This is a genomic window from Pseudomonas sp. LPH60 (assembly GCF_030718165.1).
GTDB lineage: Bacteria > Pseudomonadota > Gammaproteobacteria > Pseudomonadales > Pseudomonadaceae > Aquipseudomonas > Aquipseudomonas danubii.
This window is the reverse complement of sequence record NZ_JAVAJH010000005.1, coordinates 599,755-623,101: the sequence shown is the minus strand read 5'-3', so window position 1 is coordinate 623,101 and position 23,347 is coordinate 599,755. Positions and strand designations below refer to the sequence as shown.

Below are 23,347 nucleotides of genomic sequence, written 5' to 3'. Positions count from 1 at the left end.
GCCAGCTCGCCTGACTGTCGGCGCAAAGGCGCGCCACAGGCTGTCTGCGGCGCTTGCCAAAGCCGGTGCTCCTGCCTGGTAAAGGCCTCAGTGCGGCGGGTAGTTCTGCAGGATTCGCATCACCGTAGTACGCACCGCAGTCGTGCGGTCGGCGGGATTGGGCGAGCTGCTGAGCATTTGTTCATCACTGCCACGCCACACCAGCCTGCCGTCCTTACCGTCCAGCAAGTCGATCTGAAGGGTCGCCACCTTGTAGGTGATGTTACGGGTCTCGTTGTACATCGGGCCGCCCCAGTAGCCATTCCATGGGCCACCCCAGCCTCCACCATAGTGGGTGGTGACCTGTTGCTGACGGTCCTCGACGATCAGATACGCCTGGACATTCAGGTCCGCCCGGCTCCCGCCCTGGGCCGGGCGCAGACCCCGCTGGTCCAATTGCTCGGCCACCGCCTGACGGATGCGCTGCTCGGTCAGGTCACTCTTGATGCGCGGATCGTCGGGGCGATATTGCAGGGCGGGTTCTTTCCAGCTCCAGCTGCGGTAGGCGCCAAAGTCCCGGCTGGCGTCAAAGTCATGATTGATCTGGTCAGCAGCGCAAGCACTGAGCAAGGCGGCACACACCAGTAACGCGATTCGATGGAACATGCTGTTTCTCCGCGTGAAGAGCAAAAACGGGCATCGTTCAACTAACTGGGAGGATAGGCGGCCATGGCCTTTTGCACTGCCTCACGCAGCGAATCGGCACGTTCACTCAGGCTGCCCCTGCTGCTGGTCTCGGCACTGGCGCTCCACACCGGCTGGCCGCTGGCGCCGTCAAACAGATTGACCCGGACCACCACGACCTCCACCTCGTAGGTGCGCACCACCGGCACGCTGCCGTACATGCCGTAACCCGGCCCGTAGCGGTTGTACCCCCCGTACCCACCATAACCATAATCGTCCCGGACCTGGCGCAGGCGCTTCTCCAGGTGCAGGTCGGCGCTGACCCACAGGTCCGCCGGACGCAGGTCTTGCACCGGTCGCAAACCCTGCTGATCCAGGGCATTGCTGACCGCCTCGGCGATCTGCGCCGAGTCGGCCCAGGCCGAGCCGTTGGGCAGGCGCCCATTGAGCCAGGCCCAGTTGCGGTAGCGCCCATAGTCCCGTTGCGGAGCCGGATAGGCGCTGCGGTCGAAGGTGTTGGCCGCTTGCGGCGGCGCCGGTGGCAGGGGCTTGCTACTGGCGACGTAAGGATTGCTGCCCTGACAGGCGACAAGCCCGGAACACAGGAAGATCAGACCCAGGCGGCGTTTCATTGCGCACTCCGTTAGACCGGCCGGCACAGCCAATGCAGATAACGCCCAAGCCCGGCAAAACCTGGGTGTCGGCGGTGAGCCAATTCCATCTCCAGCAGATCCGTCAGCTCGGCGCGAGCCTGGAATTCCACCGGCATGTAATCGTGGAAAACCCGCACTCCGCTCTGGGTTTCGACTCGCCACAAGCCCTCAAGTTGCGCCGCCAGCTCGCGCGGATCAAGCGGTTGTTGTGGGGTCAGGCTCTGCTTCTCGCCGGCCATGTCGTTCTTGCGCAGCTTGCGGAAGTGGCCCTTGAGCAGATTGCGATAAACCAGGGCATCGCGGTTATAGAAGGCCAGGGACAGCCAGCCGTCGGCGCGGGTCAGTTGGTGCAGCACCGGCAGGATCGCGTGGGGTTCGGCCAGCCATTCCAACACCGCATGGCAGAGCACCAGGTCGTAGGGCTCGGTGAGCTGCCCCAACAACTCCTGCCAAGGCGCCTGGATGAAGGTCGCCTGCTGCCCGGCCTCGGCAAAACGCTGGCGGGCGCCTTCGAGCATCGGCGCGGCGGGCTCGGCCAGCGTCACCTGGTGCCCGTGCTGGGCCAGCCACAGTGACATGTGCCCAAGGCCGGCACCGATATCCAGCACCCGCAGCGGCCGCTCGGGCAGGCTTTCCTTGAGGTCGGCCTGGAGCACCGCAAGGCGGATCGCGCCTTTGGCGCCGCCATAGATCTTCTCGGCGAAACGAGTGGCCAGTTGGTCGAAATGCCGATCGCTCATGAGCAGAACCGCCGTTCGCTGTCCGCCAGCTTGCTGCGCACCACCTGGTCCATGTCCAGTCCCAGTTCACTGCATAGCAACAGCAGGTAGAGGACGATATCGCCTACCTCCTGTCCGGCGTGAGCCAGCTTGTCCGCGGGCAGTTGTCGCGACTGCTCCTCGGTCAGCCACTGGAAGATTTCCACCAGCTCCGCCATCTCGACACTGGCGGCCATGGCCAGGTTCTTCGGGCTGTGAAATTGCCGCCAATCGTTGTGGTCACGAATGGCGTGCAGGCGTTGGGTCAGTTGCTCTAGATTCATCGGGGTCTCCTGAAGGCGTATAGCTTCCGGGGGATAGCCGTGGGACGCAAGAGTGCTTTCGCCGGCCGGTCGGCTCCTACAGAATGAGCGGCCCCGGCAGCTTCTATGCTTAACAGGGAACTCGCTGCGGGCATTCATGGCCCAAGGTTGAGCTCGGGCACCCGCCCCCTCTTTCATCAGGACGCACACATGCAGGTAGAAAGTTTCTTCGAGTGGCTTGGCCAGGCCATAGGTTCGGTCATCCGGTTTATCGTCGACCTGCTCAGCGGGTTGTTCAATACCCTGACCCACGCCGGTGGCAACTTCGTCGACGGACTGTCCCGGGCCCTGGGAATGGACACCTCCATTGTCAGCATCATTGGCCTGATCATCGGCCTGATGTTCCTCTACTCGGCGATCCGCGCCTTCATGCGCGCCTCGATCATCCTCGGCATCATCTGGCTGGTGCTCGGTCTCTGGCTGCTGAGCTGGATCATCCACTGATTCCCTTCTGAAACCTCGGCGCCTCTCGTCGCCGAGGCTACAATGCCGGCTCTCGCAAGGAGCCCGCATGTCCCCCCTGATCACCGATTGGCATCATCGCCCCACCCATCGCCGCGTCTGGGCCCTGGCCGCGCCGATGATCCTGTCGAATATTTCCGTGCCCCTGGTGGCCCTGGTGGACAGCACCGTGATCGGTCACCTGCCCCACGCCCATCAGTTGGGGGCCGTGGCAGTAGGCGCCAGCCTCTATACCTTCCTGGCCTGGGCCATGGGTTTTCTGCGCATGGGGGCCACCGGGTTTGCCGCCCAGGCCGCCGGCCGTGGCGACGGGGCTGCCCTGCGCCAGATCCTCCTCCAGGGCCTGTTGCTGGCCCTGGGCCTGGCACTGTTGCTTGGGGCCATCGGCGTGCCGCTGAGCGGCGCGGCCTTGCACCTGATGCAACCCTCGGCGGACCTGGACCAGATGACCCGGGCATTTTTCCACACCCGATTGCTGGGCCTGCCAGCGGCCCTGGCCAGCTTCGCCCTGGTGGGCTGGTTCCTCGGCACCCAGAATGCCCGGGCACCGCTGGCCATCCTGCTCAGTACCAACCTGGTAAACATCGCACTCAACCTGTGGTTCGTCCTGAGCCTGGACTGGGGCGTGGTGGGCTCGGCCCGGGCCTCGGTGATCGCCGAATGGACCGGGGCATTGATCGGCCTGGCCATGACCCGGCCGGCCCTGCGCGCCTATCCGGGACGGATCGTCTGGGCCGCGCTGCGCCGCTGGCAAAGCTGGCGCCCGCTGCTGGCAGTGAACCGCGACATCTTCATCCGCAGCCTGGCCCTGCAATCGGTGTTTTTCCTGATCACCGTACAAGGCGCCCGCCTCGGGGATGCCACGGTGGCAGCCAACGCTCTGCTGCTCAACGGTCTGTTGCTCACCGCCCATGCCCTGGACGGACTGGCCCACGCGGTGGAAGCCCTGTGCGGCCACGCCATCGGCGCCCACGATCGCCAGGCCCTGCGCCGTTCGCTGGTGGTGGCCGGTGGCTGGTCATTGCTGGCCAGCCTGGGATTCGCACTGATGTTCTTGCTAGGCGGCCACCTGTTCATCGAGATGCAGACCAACATTCTCGAGGTCCGCCAGACCGCCTTCACCTATTTGCCCTACCTTGCCGTACTGCCCCTGATCGCCGTCTGGAGCTACCTGCTGGACGGCCTGTTCATCGGTGCCACCCGAGCCCGGGAAATGCGCAACGGCATGCTCCTCACCGTGCTCCTGCTACTGCCCTTCGCCTGGGGCCTGCAAGGCTTCGGCAACCACGGCCTGTGGCTGACCTTTCTGCTGTTCATGCTCCTGCGCAGCCTGACCCTGGCAGCCTTCGCCTGGCACCTGGAACGACGCGATGGCTGGTTTGCCGGGGCTCACTGAGTCGGCGTCGACTCGACAAAGCCACTGACCCGATCCAGTACCGGCGCCAGCCCACGCAAGGGGCGAGACAGGGCGGCCACCAGCGTGGCGTGGCCAGTGCGGGAGAAATAGAACTCCTGCACCGGTACTCCTGCCGCTCGCAGCTTGCTGGCCAGGCCACCGGTATTACGCTGTGGGTTGACCAGCGAATCATCATCGGACGCTATCAGCAGCGCCGGCGGCGCGCCGCGGCTGACGTGGTTGATCGGCTGCGAGTCCGGCGGCGAATCAGGGTAGAAAAACACCGGGCGCACCTCAGGGTTGCGGATCGGCAGAAAGTCATAGGGCCCGGCCAGGCCGATCCAGCCCTTGATGATCTGCGGCGTCAGCCCGACTTGCCCCAGCAAGCGCGAGTCCAGGGCGAGCATGGCCGCGTTGTAGGCGCCAGAACTGTGCCCCATCAGATACAACCGCCGCGGGTCGGCGCCAAACTCGCCGATATGTTCATGGGTCCAGGCCACGGCGCGGGCCGCGTCTTCAAGAAAAGCCGGATAGCGCACCTGTGGATACAGCCGGTAGTCCGCCAGGACCGCCACCATGCCCCGCGAGGCCAGGGCCTCGCCGACAAAGTCGTAGTCGTTGCGCGAGCCGCTGTTCCAACTGCCACCGTAAAAGAACACCACCACCGGTGCACCGGGAACCACCTGCCGGGGCTGATAGACATCCAGCTTCTGCCGTGGATCGCTGCCATAGGCAATGTCCCGGGTCTTGATAAAGGTGCTGTCGGGGGTCAGGGAATTAAGCGCCTTGAGCGGTGAACAGGCCGCCAGCAGGCTGAGCACCAGGGTGCCGAACAGCAGACGCCAGGCGCCTTTCGATGTATTGAGCATCAGCAAGCCTCGTTGCGCCCACCATGGACGCCTCTTTGCAGGCTAGCTGAAATGAAACGGTGCCCCCTCTTCCGTGGCGAACCTGGAAACCGTTCAAAAAAAAGCCGCGCCCTCCATCGCAGGGCGCGGCTTTGTGCCGTGACGGAACAGGCATCGCTGGGGATGCCCGGGCCTTCAGGACGACAGGTAGGACGAGCGGGTCAGGCCCAGGCGCAAGGCGTCGAGGAACTGGGTGCGCTCGGCGGCGCTGATCTTGGCGCTGGCCACTTTATCGCGGTAATGAGTCATCAACTCCTCCGGCGACAAGTGCACGTAACGCAGCATGTCTTCGATGGTGTCGTGGGTCTCGATCCCGGCGTGGTACACGCTGCCATTGGGCCGCTGGTAGATGTTCACCGAGTCGGTGTCACCGAACAGGTTGTGCATGTCGCCGAGGATTTCCTGGTAGGCGCCCACCAGGAAGATCCCCAGCAGGTAGTCCTCGCCCTCGTTGAGACCATGAACCGGCAGGCTGGTCTCGATGCTCTGCTCATCGACGTACTGCTTGATCTTGCCGTCGGAGTCGCAGGTCAGGTCTTGCAGCACCGCGCGACGCAGCGGCTCTTCGTCCAGACGGTGCAACGGCAGGATCGGCAGCACCTGGCCGATGGCCCAGGTGTCCGGCAGGCTCTGGAACACCGAGAAGTTGCAGATGTACTTGTCCGCCAGCTTGTCATTGAGTTCGTCCAGCACCTGGCGGTGGGAACGCTGACGTGCCTTGAGGGAGTTGTGCAGGCGACGGCACACGGCGAAGTAGCACTGCTCGGCCAGGGCTTTTTCGGCCAGGGTCAGCTTGCCGTCGGCATACTGGGCCGCCACGTCGCTCATGTAGTGCGTGGCGCGCCAGTAGGTTTCGGTGACCATCTCGATGTCGGTCGGACCCAGCAGGTCCACCAGCCATTGCACGGTTTCCGGCAGCTCTTCCTTGTTTTCGATCTTCGGCACGTCGTCGTTGTGTTTCTCGACGTCGGTCACCTGCACCACCAGCATGGCGTGGTGGGCGGTCAGGGAACGGCCGCTCTCGGAGAAGATGTGCGGGTGCGGCAGGCTCTGCGCGTCGCAGAACTCCTTGAGCATGCCCACCACCACGCCGGCGTAGTCGTCCATGTCGTAGTTGATCGAGCTGGCGTTGCGCGAGTGGGTGCCGTCGTAGTCCACGCCCAGGCCGCCGCCCACGTCGATGTGATCCACCGGCAAGCCGAGGTTGCGCAGCTCGCCGTAGTAGCGGATGGCTTCCTTGAAACCGTGCTGGTAGTCCGCCAGGTTGGCGATCTGCGAGCCCATGTGGAAGTGCAGCAGGCGGATGCCCTGGTCCAGGCCGGCGGCGCGGAAGCGCTCCACCACCGACAGCAGCTGCGCCGCCGACAGGCCAAACTTGGATTTCTCGCCGCCGGTGTCGGCCCACTTGCTCGACGCCAGGGACGACAGACGCACCCGCAGGCCCACCTGTGGCTTGACCTTGAGGGAGGCCGCTTCCTCGATCACCAGGCCCACTTCGGACTCTTTCTCGATGACGATGAACACGTTGTGGCCAAGCTTCTGGCCCATCAGTGCCAGGCGAATGAACTCACGGTCCTTGTACCCGTTGCAGACGATGGTGCCGCCCTTGGGCGCCAGGGCCAGGACCGCCAGCAGTTCCGGCTTGGAGCCGGCTTCCAGGCCGATGGAGACGTTCTGGGTGGCGATGATGTTCTCGATCACCGCTTCTTGCTGGTTGACCTTGATCGGGTACAGGGCGGTGTACTTGCTCTGGTATTCCAGGCGCGCGATGTTGGCGTCGAAAGCGCCGGTCAGCTGGCGTACACGGTCCTGGAGGATGTCCGGGAAGCGCACCAGCAAAGGCAGGGACAAGCCGCTCTTGCGCAGCTCCTCGACCTGCTCGAACAGATCGATGGGCAAACTGCTCGGGCCATTCGGGCGAACTTCGACGCGACCGGCGTCATTGATCGCGAAATACCCGGCCCCCCAATGGCGAATCCCGTAGACACTGCGGCTGTCCGCAACGGTCCATTGGCTGCCATCGTCTTTACGTGTGCGTCGTACGGACATCGAAGTCCCCTATAAAGAAGTCATAGAGCGCCGCCCCAATCCGGGGTCGGCGCAGTCTAAAGAATGAAAATGACGATTAGCCTGCAAGCGCAATAGACCGCGCCTGCCGTGCTGAGTTTAGAAACCGTTCATGAACAGGCTCTGTGAAAACCATGGAGACGACACCTGCGTCCTGAGCCAATCAAGACAGCGTCCAGTCAGAGGTGGTTTTCACAGAGGCTGCTAGCCGCCGGACTTCTTCGCCTTGAAACCGTGCTTGACCAGTTCCGCCAAGAGTAGCTCGACATGGTCACCCTGGATTTCAATGACGCCGTCCTTCAAGGCGCCACCGGTGCCACAGCGTTTCTTCAACGTGGTAGCAAGCTCCTTGAGGGCGTCTTCGGCCAGAGGCACGCCGGTGATGGTGGTCACCGTCTTGCCGCCACGGCCCTTGCTCTCGCGACGCACGCGGGCAATGCCGTCGCCGGCCGGAATCACGGTTTGTTTGCAGATACAGGCGGCCACCGGCTGGCTACAGTCCGGGCAATGTCGACCTGCGTCGGTGGAAAACACCAGGCCACCAAGGGCGGCGAAGGATGCGGCTTTTTTGGCCACCGGCAATCCTCTTGGGAGGACAAAGACTGGTCGAAGCACATGGCGGTGCCATCGACCGCGAAGCCCCACTCAGGCAGGGGCAGCGCTACTGAGCCGGGCGCCCTTGTTTAAGAAGCAGCATCGGTTCAGCTTGAAAAGTCGCGCAGTGTAACGGCAAAAAGCCCGGTTGCTAAGAGCCAATCAGCGTCAATTTATGCAACTTTAACGACGTCGGGCCAGATAACGTTGCAAGGCGGCCAGGGAGTCCGGGCAATAGGGCTTTTCGTGGATTTCCCGCAGCACCTGATCCAGGGGAATGAAGTGCGCTTCCAGGACTTCTTCCGGCTGCAAACGCAGCGGACCGTCCCACACGGCAGAGAACGCCGAACACCAGAGACGGTTGCCGGTGTCCTCGAAAAAGAAGTGATCATGGGCAGTCAGTTCGACGCCGCTCACCCCCAGTTCCTCTTCCAGTTCCCGGGCGGCGGATTCGGCATAGCTTTCAGTCGCCAGGACCATGCCACCGGCGGCAACATCCCAATAGCCCGGGTAGATGGCCTTGCTCAGGGTGCGCCGGTGCACGCACAGCTCACCGGCAGAATTGAACAGCATGATGTAGGTGCCACGCCCGATCAGGCCGCGCTCGCGCAGCTCCGAGCGGACCATGGCCCCCAGCAGTTGGTCTTCGCCATCGACCCAGGCTATTTCTTCAGCATCGGAGGCGGCGCGATGGGCCGCCTCATTGGTGGTCGCAACCATGGATCAGCCTTGATTGAGCAGTTGGCGCAAGTCGATGACCGCTGCGTTGGCTCGGGAAATATAGTTGGCCATGACCAACGAGTGGTTGGCCAGGACGCCGAAGCCGCTGCCATTGAGAATCATCGGGCTCCAGACCGGCTCCTGGGAGGCCTCCAGTTCGCGGATGATCTGACGCACGCTGACCGTAGCGTTCTTTTTCGCCAGCACGTCGGCGAAGTCCACTTCAATCGCACGCAGCAGGTGCGACAGCGCCCAGGCCTGGCCACGGGCCTCGTAGAAGACGTTATCGATCTGCATCCATGGGGTTTCCACCACTTCTTCATCCACCTGCGGGCCCTGGCCCGGGGCCGGCACTTCGGTTTTCAGTGCGGTGTTGAGCTTGACCCGGCCCACACTGGCCGACAGCCGTTGCGACAGCGAGCCCAGGCGCGTCCCTACATCACCCAGCCAGTTGTTGAGGTTGTCGGCACGGGCATAGAACTGCGCGGTTTTCTGGTTTGGATCGGAGAGGCGAGCCTGGTAGCGGCTAAGGGAATTGATGCCGTCCTGGTACTCGGACTCGCTGGACGGCAGCACCCAGCTCTTGTTGTCGAAGTTGAAGCGCGGTTCGGCCTTGGCCAGGTCGGAGTCTTCAGCGGACTGCGACTGGGAGCGGGCGAAGTCCTTGCGCAAGGCGCGGGTCAGGTCGCGGACCTGGACCAGCACGCCATATTCCCAGCTTGGCATGTTGTCCATCCACAGGCCCGGTGGAAAACGGTCGTTGGAGATATAGCCACCCGGCTTGTCCAGCAAGGTACCGACCACGGTCTTCAGGGTTTCCACGGTGGTGTAGCCCACCACCATCTGCCGGCCTTCCTTCTCGGCAGCGATCTGGGCGTTCTGCTGGACCGGGAACAGCGCAGGTTCCTGACTCCAGTACCAGCCCAGGCCGCCCGTGACCAACAGGTACAGGCCCAGCAAGGTGGCCAGGGCACGACTGAACAGCAGGCCACCGAAATAGCTGCGTGTCGCCGACTTGGGTTCGGCAGCACGATCCGGCGCGCTACCTGCGCGATTCTTCCAATCCAGCATGGCTATGTCCTTTCAATCACTTGGGTTCATCGGTTCGACCACAACCCTACTCCATCGTGCCTTGCCTTGACGGGATATATCTTCCGGCAAATGCGCGCCGCGCAATGATTGCGAATCAGGCGGTCACTATAAATGAAGCACACTCCAGAGCCTATGCGACCAGTGGGTCAGGAACTGAATAACCCCGCCTTGCACATTATTGACGTACGACACTCATGGGACACAAAAGTGGTGCTAGCATAGAGCCACCAGTCGACCTCAGCATGCACCCTACCTAGTAGTCAGGATATGACCGAGCCAGAAGACCCCAGCCGTGAGCGCCTCAAGCACCACTTTGCCCAGCGGGTAATTCATCAGGCACGTCAGATTCTTGAGATATGGCAGCGTCTGCAACGCAGCGAATGGTCCACCACCGACATGTCGGAACTGTGCGAAGCCAACCTGCGCCTGCTGCGTTTCGCTGAACGCTTCGAGCAACCCGAACATACCCAACTGGCCCGCAGCATCAGCCAATCGCTGGAGGCTGTCGATGCCAATCGCGGTCGCCTGAGCAGCAACCTGATCACCGACCTCAATCGCTTGATGCAGCGTTTGTCGCGCACCGGCCTGCGCCACGGCGACCAGTTGGAACAGACCTTCCTGCCGCCGTTGCGCAAACCCATCTACGTGATGTTGCAGGATCACGACCGGGCCGAGCGCCTGGCCAAGCAACTGGAGTTCTTTGGCCTCACAGCCCAGTCCCTGGACAGCATCGCCGCCTTTCGTTCGTCCATGGTCGAGCGTTTGCCCGCGGCCATCGTCATTGATGTGGACTTCTGCGGCCCCGGCATGGGCCTGACCCTGGCAGCCGAAGCCCAGGTCGGCCTGGAGCAGAAACTGCCGCTGCTGTTCTTCAGCCTGCATGAAACCGACACCCCGACTCGCCTGGCGGCAGTACGCGCCGGCGGCCAGGAGTTCCTGACTGGCACCCTGGAAGCTTCCAGCCTGCTGGAAAAGATCGAAGTGCTGACCTGCGTGGCCCAGTACGAGCCTTATAAAGTGCTGATCATCGACGACTCCCGGGCCCAGGCACTGCATACCGAGCGCCTGCTCAACAGCGCCGGGATCGTCACCCGCACCCTGATCGAACCGATCCAGGCCATGGCCGAGCTGGCGGACTTCCAGCCGGACCTGATCATCCTCGACATGTACATGCCGGCCTGCACCGGCACCGAGCTGGCCAAGGTGATCCGCCACAACGACCGTTATGTCAGCGTGCCGATCATCTACCTGTCCGCCGAGGACGACCTGGACAAGCAACTGGACGCCATGAGCGAAGGCGGCGATGACTTCCTCACCAAGCCCATCAAGCCGCGGCACCTGATCACCACCGTGCGCAACCGCGCCGCCCGGGCGCGCAACCTCAAGGCACGGATGGTCCGCGACAGCCTCACCGGCCTGTACAACCACACCCACATTCTGCAACTGCTGGAAGACTGCAGCTTCCGCGCCCGCCGCGAGGGCAAGCCGCTGAGCTTCGCCATGCTCGACATCGACCACTTCAAGCGGGTCAACGACAGCCACGGCCACCCCATGGGCGACCGGGTGATCAAGAGCCTGGCGCTGTTTCTCAAGCAGCGCCTGCGCAAGACCGACTTCATCGGCCGCTACGGCGGCGAAGAGTTTGCCATCGTCATGCCCGACACCGATCAGGACGCCGCCTGCAAGGTTCTGGACGAAATCCGCCAGCGCTTTGCCGAGATCCATTACCCGGCCCAGCCTCAAGACCTGTGGTGCACCTTCAGCGCCGGCGTGGTGGAGATGCAAGAAGACTCCGACAGCCTGCTGATGGCCAGCCAGGCGGACGAGGCGCTGTACCGCGCCAAGCACGGCGGTCGCAACCGAGTGCAGGCCGCACGGCAATCAAGTCAAAGTGCCATCTTTTCATCCGAATCCACAGATTCGGTCATAACCTTGTAATGCAAACGCAATAAATTCAGGCGCTTACCATTTTTGCCGTTGGTAGAGCCCTGATGCGCCTGAAGCTGCTGACCAATCTCAATACTCTGCTGTTAGTTGCCGTCTGCCTGGCCCTGGGGGCCACGCTCTGGTGGTCACAACGAGCCCTGGAGCGCCCCTATCTGCTGATGGAGCGCTACCTGGGACTGTCCCAGCAGTTTCAAAATCAGGTAGCGCGCAATATCGAAGACTACCTGGCCAGCGGCGACGCCCTGCGCCTGAGTAGCGCAGCCCAGGCCATCGAGGCCGTGCAAGGCGAACTGACCGAGCTGCCGCCGCAACTCGCGCAAAGCTTGCGCCCGAGCCTGGCCAGCCTCGATGACTTCAGCAAGACCGACCTGCTGGCCGCGGGCAAGCTGGCCGGCGATCCCCAGGCCCTGCTGTTGCAAGCCGAGCGGGAGCTGGGGGCCAACCTGGAACAGCTCAGCCAGTACGCCAGCGGGACCAAGACCGCAGAAGGCGCCACTTACCTGCCCTTGCTGCTCACCGCTGCGCAGCACCTGGGCAAACTGTCCCTGGCCCGGGACAAGTTGGTGAGCAGCGGCCGCAGCGAACTGGCCGCCGATGTCGAACGCGAAGTCAACAACATCAAGGCCCAGGCCGACCGGCTCGAAGCCCTGCCTTTATTAGGGGTGGCCGCCAGCAGCGAATCGGGCACCGATGACTTTGCCGCCCTGATGGGCCTGGAAAACACCCAGAAGGCCACTGCCGAAGACGCCGGCATCGGCCTCAAGCGCGAACTCCACAGCCTGCTCAACCGCTACCCGGCGGAACTGCAGCGCACCCGCGAGCAGATCCAGAAACGCGCCGACCTGAGTGCCGCGACCCTGCTGAAGATCACCGCCGTGCGCCAGGCCATCGCCGAGCTGGAACCGGCGGTGCGGGCCCAGCACGGTCAGATCCAGGGCGAGGTACGGCTGATCCAGGGGCTGATGATCGGCCTGATCCTGCTGATCGCCCTGGTCATCGACACCTTGCAGCGCAAGCTGGCCCGGGTCCTGACCAACCTGGCCCCGGCGCTGTCGACCTGGGCCGAAGGCGACTTCAGCCGACCGATCCAACTGGGCAAGACCAACCGCGAACTGCACGCCATCGAAGAATCCCTCAACCGCCTGCGGGCCTACCTGGTGGATCTGGTGGGCACCATTCGCCAGAACGCCGAGCAAGTGGCCGGCAGCAGCCGCGCCCTGGCTGACCTCAGCAGCGGCCTGCACAGCGGGGCCGAGCGCCAGGCCGGCGATACCGCGCAAATCCGCGATGCCCTGGGGGAGCTGGAAGCCACCATCCAGCAGGTTGCCGGTGACGCCAGCCAGGCCGCCGATGCCAGCCGCAGCGCTGGCCTTGCGGTGCAACAGGGGCAGAAAGTCATAGGCCTGAGCCTGACCGGGCTGCACGCCCTGGTGGGTGAGGTACAGGGCAACGCGCAGATGATCGAGCACCTGGCCCAGGAGTCCGCCACCATTGGCGGCGTACTGACCGTGATCCGCTCCATTGCCGAACAGACCAACCTGCTGGCCCTCAACGCCGCCATCGAAGCCGCTCGCGCCGGGGAAATGGGCCGCGGCTTTGCCGTGGTCGCCGAAGAAGTGCGCTCCCTGGCCCAGCGTACCGCCGGCGCTACGGCAGAGATCCAGACCCTGATCGCTGGCCTGCAGGCCGCCGCGCAACAATCGGTGCAAGGCATGCGTGCCCAGGTGGAACACGCCGAAGCCACCGCCAGCCAGGCCCAGGCCGCCGACGGTGCCCTGGACGAAATCGTCGGGGCGATCCAGACCATCGCCGACACCGCCGTGCGCATCGCCGATGTCACCGCCCAGCAAAGCGGCGCGGTCAGCGAGATCCGCGACCACAGCGAGCGCATCCATCAGTTGGGCGGCGACAACCTGCTGCGCATTGGCGAAGGCCGGGCCCAGGGCGAGAACTTGCTGGACCTCGGGGGACAATTGCATACGGCGGTGCAAGCCTTCCGCGTCTAAGCTCTGCCTGCGCCCCGGTTTTCCCTGACAAACGCCCCATCATCGGCGAAACGGCTGGCCGGGAGTGCAGCGCTCTCACCCTGCAGGCAAATGACCGGATTTAAGTGCTTGGTCACATATTTTGCGCAAACATCGGTCATCGTGCTGGCTATTGCAGAGAACTGGACAGTCATAAAGTCTTTCCGGCATAGTCGCCGGGTTCTGACAACAGCACCCCGATAACAAGGAACAACCGATGGCCACCCTACTGGTGCTTCACGGCCCCAACCTGAACCTGCTCGGCACCCGTGAACCGGGGGTCTACGGTGCAACCACCCTGGCCCAGATCAACCAGGACCTGGAGCAGCGGGCCCGTGATGCCGGGCACCATCTGCAGTATCTGCAGAGCAATGCCGAGTACGAATTGATCGAACGTATCCATGCCGCCCGCGATGAAGGCGTGGACTTCATTTTGATCAATCCAGCAGCTTTTACACATACAAGCGTCGCATTACGTGACGCGCTGCTGGCAGTGAGCATCCCATTCATCGAAGTGCATTTGTCCAACGTGCACAAACGCGAACCTTTCCGCCATCACTCCTACTTCTCCGACGTTGCGGTGGGAGTGATCTGCGGCCTTGGCGCCAGCGGTTACCGACTGGCCCTGGAGGCCGCACTAGAGCAGCTTGAACAACAAGCTAAACGCCCCTGACCGACCCTTGGGAGTTGATGATTCATGGATATCCGTAAAGTTAAGAAACTGATCGAACTGCTGGAAGAGTCCGGCATCGACGAGTTGGAGATCAAGGAAGGCGAAGAGTCCGTGCGCATCAGCCGCCACAGCAAGACTCCAGCCCAGCAGTACTACGCACCGGCTCCGGTTGCCGCCCCCGTAGCTGCACCTGCCGCTGCCGCCCCGGCCGCCGCCGCTGCTCCTGCCGCCCCCGCCGCACCTGCGCTGAACGGCACCGTGGCCCGCTCGCCAATGGTCGGTACTTTCTACCGCAAGTCTTCGCCTACCTCGCCAGCCTTCGTTGAAGTCGGCCAGAGCGTGAAGAAGGGCGACACCCTGTGCATCGTCGAAGCGATGAAGATGATGAACCACATCGAAGCTGAAACCAGCGGTGTGATCGAATCCATTCTTGTCGAAGACGGCCAGCCGGTTGAGTACGACCAACCGCTGTTCACCATCGTTTGAACCGCGGAGAGTCTTTGATGTTGAAGCCTGCGAAGTTGGAAAAAGTCCTGATCGCCAACCGCGGCGAAATCGCCCTGCGGATCCTGCGTGCCTGCAAGGAAATGGGGATCAAGACCGTCGCCGTCTACTCCAAGGCCGACAAGGAGCTGATGCACCTGGGCCTGGCGGACGAATCCGTCTGCATCGGGCCTGCGCAAGCCGCGCAGTCCTACCTGCACATTCCGGCCATCATCGCGGCCGCTGAAGTCACTGGCGCTACGGCAATCCACCCTGGCTACGGCTTCCTGGCGGAAAACGCCGACTTCGCCGAACAGGTGGAAAACTCCGGTTTCGCCTTCATCGGCCCGAAAGCTGAAACCATCCGCCTGATGGGCGACAAGGTTTCCGCCAAGCACGCCATGATCGCGGCGGGTGTTCCTACGGTTCCAGGTTCCGACGGCCCACTGCCGGAAGACGAAGAAACCGCCCTGCGCATTGGCCGTGAAGTCGGCTACCCGGTGATCATCAAGGCCGCTGGCGGCGGCGGTGGTCGCGGCATGCGCGTGGTGCACAAGGAAGAAGACCTGATCGCCTCGGCGAAGCTGACCCGTTCCGAAGCCGGCGCGGCGTTTGGCAACCCGATGGTCTACCTGGAGAAGTTCCTGACCAACCCACGTCACGTGGAAGTCCAGGTGCTGTCCGACGGCCAGGGCAACGCCATCCACCTGGGCGACCGCGACTGCTCGCTGCAGCGTCGTCACCAGAAAGTCCTCGAAGAAGCACCGGCACCGGGCATCGACGAGACTGCGCGCCAAGAAGTCTTCGCCCGCTGCGTCAAGGCGTGCATCGACATCGGCTACCGCGGTGCCGGTACGTTCGAGTTCCTTTACGAGAACGGCCGCTTCTACTTCATCGAGATGAACACTCGCGTGCAGGTAGAGCACCCGGTTTCGGAAATGGTCACTGGTATCGACATCGTCAAGGAGATGCTCAGCATCGCCGCCGGCAACAAGCTGTCGTTCACCCAGGATGACGTGGTCATTCGCGGTCACGCCCTGGAATGCCGGATCAACGCCGAAGACCCGAAAACCTTCATGCCAAGCCCAGGCACGGTCAAGCATTTCCATGCTCCGGGCGGCAACGGCGTGCGCGTCGACTCGCACCTGTACAGCGGTTACGCGGTTCCACCGAACTACGATTCGTTGATCGGCAAGCTGATCACCTACGGGGCGACCCGTGACGAAGCCATGGCGCGCATGCGCAATGCGCTGGACGAAATCGTCGTCGACGGAATCAAGACCAACATCCCGCTGCACCGCGATCTGACCCGTGACGAAGGCTTCTGCAAAGGGGGCGTGAACATTCACTACCTCGAGCACAAGCTGGCCGAGCAACACTGATCGGCACTCGCCACACCGACAAGGCCGCTTTCGAGCGGCCTTGTCGTATCTGTCATTTGCCCCTGCGCGCGCCTTTGCCCGCCAACCGCACAGCGGCCATTGCATGCACTCCCCGATCAACGGCCAACGCGAGCAAGAACTAGGCGTCCCCCTCGCTCCTGCGGGTCGTCTCGCGTAAACTTGCGCGCTTCTCGCGGCCCGCTAGGCTGCACATCACATATTTTCAAAGGTGCCCGCCATGCCTTGGCTGCAAGTCCGTCTCGCCATCAGCCCAGAACAAGCCGAAACCTATGAAGACGCTTTTCTTGAAGTCGGTGCCGTCTCGGTCACCTTCATGGACGCCGAGGATCAGCCGATCTTCGAACCCGAACTCAATACCACGCCACTGTGGTCCCACACTCACTTGCTGGCTCTGTTCGAAGGCGGCACTGAAGCCGCCAGCGTGCTCGCTCATCTGGAACTGCTGACCGGCAGCCCGTTGCCCGAGCACCACAGCGAAGTCATCGAGGACCAGGACTGGGAACGCAGCTGGATGGACAACTTCCAGCCGATGCGTTTCGGCCAGCGCCTGTGGATCGTTCCAAGCTGGCACGCCGCACCGGAGCCTGACGCGGTCAACCTGCTGCTGGACCCGGGCCTGGCCTTCGGCACCGGCACCCACCCGACCACCGCGCTGTGCCTGGAGTGGCTGGACGGCCAGGACCTCAAGGACTGCAATGTGCTGGACTTTGGTTGCGGCTCGGGAATCCTCGCCATCGCTGCCCTGCTGCTGGGCGCCAAGCAAGCGGTCGGCACCGATATCGATGTCCAGGCACTGGAAGCCTCCCGCGACAACGCCGGGCGCAACGGTATTGCCGACGAACTGTTCCCGCTGTACCTGCCCGAGCAACTGCCACAAGTACAGGCCGATGTGCTGGTGGCCAATATCCTGGCCGGCCCGCTGGTCTCCCTGGCCCCGCAACTGTCCGGCCTGGTGAAGTCCGGAGGACGCCTGGCACTCTCCGGCATCCTCGCCGAACAAGGCGAAGAGGTGGCTGCGGCCTATGCCCAGGACTTCGATCTGGATCCGATCGCCACCCTCGATGGCTGGGTGCGCATCACCGGCCGTCGGCGCTAGAATGGCCGCCTGCATAATCCGGATGGCCGCATGACCGACAGTTTCGTCACCCAGTGCCCGCATTGCCAAACCAGGTTCCGTGTCAGCCATGCTCAGTTGAGCGTGGCCCGCGGGGTGGTTCGCTGTGGCTCCTGCCTGCAGGTGTTCAACGCCGCGCGGCAGTTGCTTGAGCAGCGCGCCGCCAAGGAAAACGCAACGTCCAGGCCGGCGGCGAAACCGGCACCCGCACCCGCTGCGCCGCCTAAACCCGAGCAGCCGCCCGCCCCCGCGCCAACGCCGGCGGCGCCTCCCCAGCGCGCCATCAGCCAGAAACAATGGTCGGCCGCCGAGATGGACCTGGATCACCTGGACCTCGACGAGGAATTGGCCAAGCTCGAGCAACGGGAGATCCAGCCGGCCAAGGCCTTTGGCCAGGAACGCGAACACCAGGAAGACAGCCTCAGTGCCCGTCGCGACCCTCAGGGCGCCGACGAAGCCCACTGGCCCGACGGCCTGTTCGGCAGCGCCAGTGAACACGACGAGTCCGAGCCCCCCGCCCTCAAGGCCCAGACGCATCAGGACGACAGCGCCCCCGAGCCGGCCCGCCCCAGTCGCACCGAGCCTTCGCTGTCCTTCAACCTGGCGGATCTGGATGACGAGCCAAAGACGCCGAAACTGCGCCATGACGACGACCTGGAACCCTTCGAGGCCCAGGTGTCCACAGACGCCGACGAACACGACGAACCATCGCCAGCAGCCTCCCCCGGCAAGAAACGCCGCGAACGCAGCGAGCCCGGAGTCAAGGAGGATGTACTGCTGGACCTGGTGGACGATCCGATCCACCTCGATTGGCAGAAACGCCGCTCCCCCTGGGGCCGGCGCCTGCTCTGGCTGCTGCTGATCCTGCTGGCCGCCGGCGGCTTGGTCGGCCAATACGTCGCGTATCACTTCGACGAGCTCGCACGCCAGGACCAGTACCGGCCGTGGTTCCAGGAGTTGTGCCCGGAGCTCGGCTGTACGGTGCCATCCCGGGTGGATATCGCCCGAATCAAGAGCAGCAACCTGGTGGTGCGCAGCCACCCGGAATTCAGCGGGGCGCTGGTGGTGGACGCCATCATCTATAACCGCGCACCCTTCTCCCAACCCTTCCCTCTGCTGGAGCTGCGCTTCGCCGACCTCAACGGCCACCTGATTGCCAGCCGCAGTTTCAAACCCGGGGAGTACCTGGGCGGCGAGATGCAGGATGTGGCGGAAATGCCACCGCAGACGCCGATTCACATCGCCCTGGATATTCTCGACCCAGGACCGAAAGCGGTGAACTACAGTCTGAGTTTCCACTCGCCCGAGTGAATCGGCTGATCAGACTAACGGACAACTCTGGATTGACGACAGATTTATGACTGTATCGCTCAGATTGATCACCGGGCGATAACGGAAGAACTGTTCAGATTTTATCCAATTCAGCCTTTATCCGGTCATCGAGAGCGGGTATCATGCCAACCCTTTTTCGAACTCTCATGATCCGGCCCCACAACAGGGAAGTCCTATGTCGGCGGTACGCATCGGCCCATATACATTGCACAACGGCTTGATTCTCGCCCCGATGGCGGGGGTCACCGACCAGCCCTTTCGTCAGCTTTGCAAGCAGTTGGGCGCGGGCCTTGTAGTCTCGGAAATGGTCACCAGCGACATGAGCTTGTGGAACAGCCGCAAATCGCGGTTGCGCATGATCCACGAAGGCGATCCCGAGCCACGCTCGGTACAGATTGCCGGTGGCGATGCACAGATGCTGGCAGACGCCGCCCGCGCCAACGTCGAGTTGGGCGCACAGATTATTGATATCAACATGGGTTGTCCGGCGAAGAAGGTCTGCAACAAGGCTGCCGGTTCCGCGTTGCTGAAAGACGAAGCCCTGGTCAACGAGATTCTCCAGGCGGTGGTGGCCGCAGTGGATGTACCGGTCACCCTGAAGATCCGCACCGGCTGGGACCGGCAGAACAAGAACGGCCTGACGGTGGCGAAGATCGCCGAGCAGGCGGGCATCACGGCACTGGCGGTCCACGGTCGGACCCGGGCCGACCTGTACACCGGTGAAGCCGAGTACGACACCATTGCCGCGATCAAGCAGGCGGTGTCGATTCCGGTCTTTGCCAACGGCGATATCGACTCGCCCGAGAAGGCCCGGCAGGTATTGCACGCCACCGGGGCCGACGGGTTGTTGATCGGCCGGGCCGCCCAGGGGCGGCCATGGATTTTTCGTGAAATCGAACACTTCCTGCGTACCGGTGAAACCCTCCCGGCACCGGAGCTGTTCGAGGTGGAACGTATTCTGCTAGAGCACCTGGCCGCGCTGCATGCCTTCTATGGGGAGGTCATGGGCGTCCGCATTGCGCGCAAGCATGTGGGCTGGTATCTCGCAACCCTGCCGGGCGCCAGGGAGTTTCGCGCCCACTTCAATCGTTTGGAAGATACGGAAGCACAATGCGCCAACGTTCGTGAGTTCTTTGCCGGACGTTACAAGAGCCTGGAAACAGGGGACGGAGAGGGGGTGGCCGCATGACGATGATGACCGAGACTTTAGTGAGTGGAACTGCACCCGTGAGCGACAACGTGAATTTGAAACAGCACCTCAATACCCCCAGCGAAGAAGGCCAGACCCTTCGCGGGAGTGTCGAGAAGGCGCTGCACAATTATTTCGCCCACCTTGAGGGCGCTGCCGTCACGGACGTGTACAACCTGGTGCTCTCCGAAGTCGAGGCTCCGTTGCTCGAAAGCGTGATGAACTACGTCAAGGGCAACCAGACCAAGGCCAGCGAACTCCTGGGTCTGAACCGCGGCACCCTGCGCAAGAAACTCAAGCAGTACGATTTGTTGTAAGCATTCAATCAAACCAGAAAGGCGCCCGCGTAAAAAACGGTCGCCTTTTTTGCTGACTCCTTTGCTTTTGATGGAAATTGAGATGACCGACCAGACTACCCGCCTGCCGATCCGCCGCGCCTTGATCAGTGTTTCCGACAAGACCGGGATCCTCGAATTCGCCAAGGAGCTGGAAGCCCTCGGTGTGGAGATCCTCTCCACCGGCGGGACCTTCAAACTGCTGCAGGACAACGGCGTGGCCGCAGTAGAAGTCGCGGATTACACCGGTTTCGCGGAAATGATGGACGGCCGGGTCAAGACCCTGCACCCGAAAATCCACGGCGGTATCCTCGGTCGTCGCGGTATCGACGACGCCATCATGAACGAGCACGGGATCAAGCCCATCGATCTGGTGGCGGTCAACCTCTACCCCTTCGAAGCCACCATTTCCAAGCCCGGCTGCGACCTGCCGACCGCCATCGAGAACATCGACATCGGCGGCCCGACCATGGTCCGCTCGGCGGCCAAGAACCATAAGGACGTGGCCATCGTGGTCAATGCCAGCGACTACGCCGGCGTCCTGGAAAGCCTCAAGGCCGGCGGCCTGACCTACGCCCAGCGTTTCGACCTGATGCTCAAGGCCTTCGAACACACCGCTGCCTACGACGGCATGATCGCCAACTACATGGGCACCGTGAACCAGGCCGCCGAGACCCTCTCGACATCCGGCCGCAGCGAATTCCCGCGGACCTTCAACAGCCAGTTCATCAAGGCCCAGGAAATGCGCTACGGCGAGAACCCGCACCAGAGCGCGGCGTTCTACGTGGAAGCCAAGCCTGCCGAAGTCGGCATCGCCACCGCCACCCAGCTGCAAGGCAAGGAGCTGTCCTACAACAACGTAGCCGACACCGACGCCGCCCTGGAATGCGTGAAGAGCTTCGTCAAGCCGGCCTGCGTCATCGTCAAGCACGCCAACCCGTGCGGCGTGGCGGTCAGCCCGGACGCTGAAGGCGGCATCCGCCAGGCCTACGAACTGGCCTACGCCACCGACACCGAATCGGCCTTCGGCGGCATCATCGCCTTCAACCGCGAACTGGATGCCGAAACCGCCAAGGCCATCGTCGAGCGTCAGTTCGTCGAAGTGATCATCGCCCCGAGCGTCAGCGAAGAAGCCCGCGCCATTGTCGCCGCCAAAGCCAACGTGCGCCTGCTGGCCTGTGGCCAGTGGTCGGCAGACCGCGTACCGGCCTGGGACTACAAGCGCGTCAACGGTGGCCTGCTGGTGCAGAGCCGCGATATCGGCATGATCAGCGCCGATGACCTGAAAGTCGTGACCAAACGCGCCCCGACCGAGCAAGAGATCCACGACCTGATCTTCGCTTGGAAAGTCGCCAAATACGTCAAATCAAACGCCATCGTCTACGCCAAGAACCGCCAGACCATCGGTGTCGGCGCTGGCCAGATGAGCCGCGTGAACTCGGCGCGGATCGCTGCGATCAAAGCCGAACACGCCGGCCTGCAAGTGCAGGGCGCAGTGATGGCTTCCGACGCCTTCTTCCCGTTCCGTGACGGCATCGACAACGCGGCCAAGGTCGGCATCACTGCAGTGATCCAGCCAGGCGGCTCGATGCGTGACAACGAAGTGATTGCCGCAGCTGACGAGGCTGGCATTGCGATGGTGTTCACCGGCATGCGCCACTTCCGTCACTGATACGACAACGGTCGCACTGACACCGGCATCTGCTGCGTTGGAGCCCACCCCGATGACGCTCATTGCCAACAGGCAACTGCGCTCATCGAGGTGGGCTCCGCCTTGCATCTACCTCTGTCATTGCAACCTCCTGAGGCGTGCAGCGCTTCAGGTTCCAAAACAGAATTAGCGTCATCCGAGGTTTTTGAAATGAATGTACTGATCATTGGTAGCGGCGGTCGCGAACACGCCCTGGCCTGGAAAGTCGCTCAGGACCCACGGGTCGAAAAAGTATTCGTTGCCCCCGGCAACGCCGGTACCGCCATCGAAGCCAAGTGCGAGAACGTCGCCATCGACGTCCTGGCCCTGGAGCAGTTGGCGGATTTCGCTGAGAAGAACGTCTCTCTGACCATCGTCGGTCCGGAAGTGCCGCTGGTGGCGGGCGTGGTCGACCTGTTCCGCTCCCGCGGCCTGGACTGCTTCGGTCCGACTGCCGGCGCCGCGCAGCTGGAAGGCTCGAAAGCCTTCACCAAGGACTTCCTCGCGCGCCACAAGATCCCGACCGCCGACTACCAGAACTTCACCGAGATCGAGCCGGCCCTGGCCTACCTGCGGGAAAAAGGCGCGCCGATCGTGATCAAGGCCGACGGCCTGGCCGCCGGTAAAGGCGTGATCGTCGCCATGACCCTGGCCGAAGCCGAGGAAGCCGTGCGTGACATGCTGGCCGGCAATGCCTTCGGTGATGCCGGTTCCCGCGTGGTCATCGAGGAGTTCCTCGACGGCGAGGAAGCCAGCTTCATCGTCATGGTCGACGGCAAGAACGTGCTGCCCATGGCCACCAGCCAGGACCACAAACGCGTCGGCGACGGCGACACTGGCCCCAATACCGGTGGCATGGGCGCTTACTCGCCAGCACCGGTGGTCACTTCAGAAGTGCACCAGCGGGTGATGGATCTGGTGATCTGGCCCACCGTTCGCGGCATGGCCGAGGAAGGCAACGTCTACACCGGCTTCCTCTATGCCGGTCTGATGATCGACAAAGCCGGCAACCCGAAAGTCATCGAGTTCAACTGCCGCTTCGGCGACCCGGAAACCCAACCGGTGATGCTGCGCCTGCAATCGAGCCTGGTACTGCTGGTGGAAGCCGCCCTGGCCCAGGCCCTGGACAAGGTCGAAGCCCAGTGGGACCCACGTCCAAGCCTGGGCATCGTCCTCGCCGCCGGCGGCTATCCTGGCGACTATGCCAAGGGCGCGGCCATCACTGGCCTGGACGCCGCCGCTGCACTGGAAGGCAAAGTGTTCCACGCCGGCACCGCACTCAAGGACGGTCAGGTCGTGACCTCCGGCGGCCGGGTGCTCTGCGCCACCGCCATGGGTGACAGCGTCGATGCCGCCCAGCAACAAGCCTACCGCCTGGCGGCCAAGATCGACTGGCAGGGCTGCTTCTACCGCAACGACATCGGCTACCGTGCCATTGCTCGTGAGCGCGGCCAGGAGTAAAGCTGCCAGCGCCCCCCGGCAAGGGCCTCGCGCCCTTGCCGTGCGGTGATCACGCCGCGC

General features: G+C 63.1%; 22 protein-coding genes. 13 read left to right on the top strand and 9 right to left on the bottom strand.

Features of this window, described 5'->3' with window-relative positions:
* Positions 1-87: 87 nt before the first annotated feature.
* The 4 genes from Q8O96_RS21290 to Q8O96_RS21275 are packed head-to-tail and all read right to left on the bottom strand — an operon-like array spanning position 88 to position 2,358.
* Complete coding sequence (locus tag Q8O96_RS21290; protein ID WP_102881942.1) at positions 88-645, bottom strand: DUF4136 domain-containing protein; 558 nt, start codon at positions 643-645, stop codon at positions 88-90.
* Positions 646-686: 41 nt separating this feature from the next.
* Positions 687-1,295 (bottom strand): DUF4136 domain-containing protein, encoded by a 609-nt coding sequence (locus Q8O96_RS21285; RefSeq protein ID WP_305949342.1) that lies wholly within the window; start codon positions 1,293-1,295, stop codon positions 687-689.
* Positions 1,296-1,306: 11 nt separating this feature from the next.
* A complete protein-coding gene (locus Q8O96_RS21280; protein WP_305949341.1) occupies positions 1,307-2,056 on the bottom strand; it encodes a methyltransferase in 750 nt (249 codons plus the stop codon).
* Positions 2,053-2,358: a MazG-like family protein gene (locus Q8O96_RS21275; protein WP_102863001.1), complete on the bottom strand. Its 306-nt coding sequence runs from the start codon at positions 2,356-2,358 to the stop codon at positions 2,053-2,055. Before Q8O96_RS21275 ends, Q8O96_RS21280 begins: the two co-directional genes overlap by 4 nt.
* A gap of 189 nt (positions 2,359-2,547) precedes the next feature.
* Between Q8O96_RS21275 and Q8O96_RS21270 the strand changes: the two genes are divergently transcribed.
* Positions 2,548-2,841, top strand: coding sequence for a hypothetical protein (locus Q8O96_RS21270; protein WP_102863000.1), 294 nt, complete (start codon positions 2,548-2,550; stop codon positions 2,839-2,841).
* 67 nt (positions 2,842-2,908) lie between these two features.
* The gene (locus Q8O96_RS21265) at positions 2,909-4,255 is read left to right on the top strand and encodes an MATE family efflux transporter (RefSeq protein WP_305949340.1); all 1,347 of its coding nucleotides are present in this window, start codon (positions 2,909-2,911) and stop codon (positions 4,253-4,255) included.
* Here Q8O96_RS21265 and Q8O96_RS21260 read toward each other — a convergent pair.
* The 5 genes from Q8O96_RS21260 to Q8O96_RS21240 all read right to left on the bottom strand — a co-directional run bounded on the left by Q8O96_RS21260 (position 4,249) and on the right by Q8O96_RS21240 (position 9,615).
* On the bottom strand, positions 4,249-5,124 hold the full coding sequence (locus Q8O96_RS21260; protein WP_102862998.1) for an alpha/beta hydrolase: 876 nt from the start codon (positions 5,122-5,124) through the stop codon (positions 4,249-4,251). The two genes, Q8O96_RS21265 and Q8O96_RS21260, sit on opposite strands and share 7 nt — an antisense overlap.
* A 174-nt stretch (positions 5,125-5,298) precedes the next feature.
* Positions 5,299-7,212 (bottom strand): arginine decarboxylase, encoded by a 1,914-nt coding sequence (gene speA / locus Q8O96_RS21255; RefSeq protein ID WP_305949339.1) that lies wholly within the window; start codon positions 7,210-7,212, stop codon positions 5,299-5,301.
* Between the two features lie 222 nt (positions 7,213-7,434).
* Positions 7,435-7,806, bottom strand: coding sequence for a translation initiation factor Sui1 (locus Q8O96_RS21250; protein WP_015634001.1), 372 nt, complete (start codon positions 7,804-7,806; stop codon positions 7,435-7,437).
* 201 nt (positions 7,807-8,007) lie between these two features.
* Positions 8,008-8,544, bottom strand: a complete 537-nt coding sequence (locus Q8O96_RS21245; protein ID WP_092319250.1) for an NUDIX hydrolase — start codon at positions 8,542-8,544, stop codon at positions 8,008-8,010.
* Between the two features lie 3 nt (positions 8,545-8,547).
* Positions 8,548-9,615: a DUF2333 family protein gene (locus tag Q8O96_RS21240; RefSeq protein ID WP_102862996.1), complete on the bottom strand. Its 1,068-nt coding sequence runs from the start codon at positions 9,613-9,615 to the stop codon at positions 8,548-8,550.
* 288 nt (positions 9,616-9,903) lie between these two features.
* On the opposite strand from Q8O96_RS21240, the gene Q8O96_RS21235 reads away from it, so the two are divergent.
* From Q8O96_RS21235 to purD, 11 genes are all read left to right on the top strand, one after another.
* On the top strand, positions 9,904-11,574 hold the full coding sequence (locus Q8O96_RS21235; protein ID WP_115581517.1) for a PleD family two-component system response regulator: 1,671 nt from the start codon (positions 9,904-9,906) through the stop codon (positions 11,572-11,574).
* A gap of 53 nt (positions 11,575-11,627) precedes the next feature.
* On the top strand, positions 11,628-13,589 hold the full coding sequence (locus Q8O96_RS21230; protein WP_207167012.1) for a methyl-accepting chemotaxis protein: 1,962 nt from the start codon (positions 11,628-11,630) through the stop codon (positions 13,587-13,589).
* A 235-nt stretch (positions 13,590-13,824) separates the two neighbouring features.
* Positions 13,825-14,280: a type II 3-dehydroquinate dehydratase gene (gene aroQ, locus Q8O96_RS21225; RefSeq protein WP_025130565.1), complete on the top strand. Its 456-nt coding sequence runs from the start codon at positions 13,825-13,827 to the stop codon at positions 14,278-14,280.
* A gap of 24 nt (positions 14,281-14,304) precedes the next feature.
* Positions 14,305-14,766, top strand: a complete 462-nt coding sequence (gene accB, locus Q8O96_RS21220) for an acetyl-CoA carboxylase biotin carboxyl carrier protein (protein WP_015633997.1) — start codon at positions 14,305-14,307, stop codon at positions 14,764-14,766.
* Positions 14,767-14,783: 17 nt separating this feature from the next.
* Positions 14,784-16,145: an acetyl-CoA carboxylase biotin carboxylase subunit gene (gene accC / locus Q8O96_RS21215; RefSeq protein ID WP_015633996.1), complete on the top strand. Its 1,362-nt coding sequence runs from the start codon at positions 14,784-14,786 to the stop codon at positions 16,143-16,145.
* Positions 16,146-16,383: 238 nt separating this feature from the next.
* Positions 16,384-17,262, top strand: coding sequence for a 50S ribosomal protein L11 methyltransferase (prmA, locus tag Q8O96_RS21210; protein WP_102862993.1), 879 nt, complete (start codon positions 16,384-16,386; stop codon positions 17,260-17,262).
* A 30-nt stretch (positions 17,263-17,292) separates the two neighbouring features.
* Positions 17,293-18,591 carry a DUF3426 domain-containing protein gene (locus Q8O96_RS21205; protein WP_305949338.1) on the top strand — a complete coding sequence of 433 codons (1,299 nt, stop codon included), beginning with the start codon at positions 17,293-17,295 and terminating at the stop codon, positions 18,589-18,591.
* A 196-nt stretch (positions 18,592-18,787) separates the two neighbouring features.
* The gene (gene dusB / locus Q8O96_RS21200) at positions 18,788-19,801 is read left to right on the top strand and encodes a tRNA dihydrouridine synthase DusB (protein WP_016968220.1); all 1,014 of its coding nucleotides are present in this window, start codon (positions 18,788-18,790) and stop codon (positions 19,799-19,801) included.
* Positions 19,798-20,118 (top strand): DNA-binding transcriptional regulator Fis, encoded by a 321-nt coding sequence (gene fis / locus Q8O96_RS21195; RefSeq protein WP_007921650.1) that lies wholly within the window; start codon positions 19,798-19,800, stop codon positions 20,116-20,118. Before dusB ends, fis begins: the two co-directional genes overlap by 4 nt.
* Positions 20,119-20,200: 82 nt before the next feature.
* Complete coding sequence (gene purH / locus Q8O96_RS21190) at positions 20,201-21,808, top strand: bifunctional phosphoribosylaminoimidazolecarboxamide formyltransferase/IMP cyclohydrolase (protein WP_102862991.1); 1,608 nt, start codon at positions 20,201-20,203, stop codon at positions 21,806-21,808.
* A gap of 189 nt (positions 21,809-21,997) precedes the next feature.
* Complete coding sequence (gene purD / locus Q8O96_RS21185) at positions 21,998-23,287, top strand: phosphoribosylamine--glycine ligase (protein ID WP_102862990.1); 1,290 nt, start codon at positions 21,998-22,000, stop codon at positions 23,285-23,287.
* Positions 23,288-23,347: the final 60 nt, after the last annotated feature.

Bases quoted from the DNA above. Each gene is read 5' to 3' on its own strand.
- accB (WP_015633997.1), top strand. From the start codon at position 14,305: ATGGATATCCGTAAAGTTAAGAAACTGATCGAACTGCTGGAAGAGTCC.
- Q8O96_RS21260 (WP_102862998.1), bottom strand. From the start codon at position 5,124: ATGCTCAATACATCGAAAGGCGCCTGGCGTCTGCTGTTCGGCACCCTG.
- Q8O96_RS21205 (WP_305949338.1), top strand. From the start codon at position 17,293: ATGACCGACAGTTTCGTCACCCAGTGCCCGCATTGCCAAACCAGGTTC.
- Q8O96_RS21245 (WP_092319250.1), bottom strand. From the start codon at position 8,544: ATGGTTGCGACCACCAATGAGGCGGCCCATCGCGCCGCCTCCGATGCT.
- Q8O96_RS21290 (WP_102881942.1), bottom strand. From the start codon at position 645: ATGTTCCATCGAATCGCGTTACTGGTGTGTGCCGCCTTGCTCAGTGCT.
- Q8O96_RS21230 (WP_207167012.1), top strand. From the start codon at position 11,628: ATGCGCCTGAAGCTGCTGACCAATCTCAATACTCTGCTGTTAGTTGCC.
- aroQ (WP_025130565.1), top strand. From the start codon at position 13,825: ATGGCCACCCTACTGGTGCTTCACGGCCCCAACCTGAACCTGCTCGGC.
- Q8O96_RS21280 (WP_305949341.1), bottom strand. From the start codon at position 2,056: ATGAGCGATCGGCATTTCGACCAACTGGCCACTCGTTTCGCCGAGAAG.
- purH (WP_102862991.1), top strand. From the start codon at position 20,201: ATGACCGACCAGACTACCCGCCTGCCGATCCGCCGCGCCTTGATCAGT.
- fis (WP_007921650.1), top strand. From the start codon at position 19,798: ATGACGATGATGACCGAGACTTTAGTGAGTGGAACTGCACCCGTGAGC.
- Q8O96_RS21240 (WP_102862996.1), bottom strand. From the start codon at position 9,615: ATGCTGGATTGGAAGAATCGCGCAGGTAGCGCGCCGGATCGTGCTGCC.
- prmA (WP_102862993.1), top strand. From the start codon at position 16,384: ATGCCTTGGCTGCAAGTCCGTCTCGCCATCAGCCCAGAACAAGCCGAA.
- dusB (WP_016968220.1), top strand. From the start codon at position 18,788: ATGTCGGCGGTACGCATCGGCCCATATACATTGCACAACGGCTTGATT.
- purD (WP_102862990.1), top strand. From the start codon at position 21,998: ATGAATGTACTGATCATTGGTAGCGGCGGTCGCGAACACGCCCTGGCC.
- Q8O96_RS21285 (WP_305949342.1), bottom strand. From the start codon at position 1,295: ATGAAACGCCGCCTGGGTCTGATCTTCCTGTGTTCCGGGCTTGTCGCC.
- Q8O96_RS21270 (WP_102863000.1), top strand. From the start codon at position 2,548: ATGCAGGTAGAAAGTTTCTTCGAGTGGCTTGGCCAGGCCATAGGTTCG.
- Q8O96_RS21275 (WP_102863001.1), bottom strand. From the start codon at position 2,358: ATGAATCTAGAGCAACTGACCCAACGCCTGCACGCCATTCGTGACCAC.
- accC (WP_015633996.1), top strand. From the start codon at position 14,784: ATGTTGAAGCCTGCGAAGTTGGAAAAAGTCCTGATCGCCAACCGCGGC.
- Q8O96_RS21235 (WP_115581517.1), top strand. From the start codon at position 9,904: ATGACCGAGCCAGAAGACCCCAGCCGTGAGCGCCTCAAGCACCACTTT.
- Q8O96_RS21265 (WP_305949340.1), top strand. From the start codon at position 2,909: ATGTCCCCCCTGATCACCGATTGGCATCATCGCCCCACCCATCGCCGC.
- speA (WP_305949339.1), bottom strand. From the start codon at position 7,212: ATGTCCGTACGACGCACACGTAAAGACGATGGCAGCCAATGGACCGTT.